The sequence below is a fragment of the Polaromonas sp. P1_G4 genome, from assembly GCF_056405475.1.
Genome location: NZ_JBFUCA010000779.1, coordinates 1 through 1,406 on the forward strand (window position 1 = coordinate 1; position 1,406 = coordinate 1,406).

Sequence of the window (1,406 nt, forward strand, 5' to 3'; positions counted from 1 at the left end):
GAAGTGCACGGCAGCAGCCGCAGCCACATCTACCTGGCCACCGACAACGACACGGGCGCGCTCGTCATCCTTAAAACACCGTCGATAGATCTGGGCGGTGACCCGGCCTACCTTGAAAGGTTTTTGACGGAGGAGTGGATCGCCAGGCGCATCAACAGCGCGCATGTGTTGAAGCCTTATGTGCCGACCCGAAAGCGTCATTACGTGTACGTGGCCACCGAATACATCGACGGGCAAACACTGAGTCAGTGGATGATCGACAACCCCCGGCCCGGCCTGGAAGCCGTGCGCGGGCTGGTGGAGCAAATCGCCAAAGGCCTGCGCGCGTTTCACCGGCTGGAGATGCTGCACCAGGACCTGCGACCCGAGAACGTCATGATCGACAAGACCGGCACGGCCAAAATCATTGACTTTGGCTCAACCCGCGTAGCCAGCCTCATGGAAGCAGATGCGCCCGGCGGGCACAACGACATTCTGGGCACGGCCCAGTATTCGGCGCCGGAGTATTTTGTGGGCGAGGGCGGCACCACGCGTTCAGACCTTTTCTCGCTCGGCGTCATCACCTACCAGATGCTGACAGGCAAGCTGCCCTACGGCGCCGAAGTGGCCAAGTGCYGGACCCGGGCCGCACAAAGCAAGCTGCGCTATGACTCCGTTCTGTACGAAGACCGTGACATACCCGCATGGATAGACGGCGTGCTGCGCAAGGCCGTTCACCCCGATCCCGCCAAGCGCTATGGTGAGCTGTCGGAGTTCTTGTACGACCTGCGTCACCCCAACCAGTCATTCCTGGACAAGACCCGTCCGGCCTTGCTTGAGCGCAACCCGGTGGCGTTTTGGCGGGGTGTTTCGCTGGTTCTGGCTGTGGTCGTTGTGGTGCTGGTGGCGCTCAAGTCTGCCGGCGGATAGGCCTGCAACTTGCCCTTGTCTCAGACCTGCCCAGCTGTCGCTTCCGCCAGCAGCCAGGTGCGAAATACCTTGAGGGCTTCAAGCCCGGCCGACTCTTCTGGATATACCAGGTAGTAGCCGCGCGTAGACACCCATTGTTTCTTCGAAAGCTGGCGCAAGCGGCCGGTGGCGACCGCATCCTTGGCCATGAAATCAGGCAGCAGCACTGCGCCCAGGCCCACCACCGCGGCATTCAGGGCCATCGACATCAACTCATAGCGTGGCCCCTCTTGCCCGGTGCCGATTTCCATGCCTGCGTAGTCGAACCACTTTTGCCAGGCGTCCAATACCGTTGTGTGGTGTACCAGGGCGGATAAAGGCGTTCGGGACGTCAGCGACTTTCCGTTTTTGGCTATCCATGCCGGTGCGGCATACGGAGCCATGGCCAGGGGCAAAACAAAGTCGTTGTGCAGGCCCGGCCGTTTCCCGTCGCCAAATTCGAGCGAGGCATCTACCGG

At 61.2% G+C, this 1,406-nt stretch carries 2 protein-coding genes; one reads left to right on the top strand and one right to left on the bottom strand.

What is annotated here, in order from left to right:
• On the top strand, window positions 1-909 hold a 909-nt coding region (locus AC1D1X_RS23255; protein ID WP_477699338.1), incomplete at its 5' end, for a serine/threonine protein kinase.
• 20 nt (window positions 910-929) lie between these two features.
• Here AC1D1X_RS23255 and AC1D1X_RS23260 read toward each other — a convergent pair.
• The coding region (locus tag AC1D1X_RS23260) for a LysR substrate-binding domain-containing protein (RefSeq protein ID WP_477699339.1) at window positions 930-1,406 on the bottom strand (477 nt) is incomplete at its 5' end.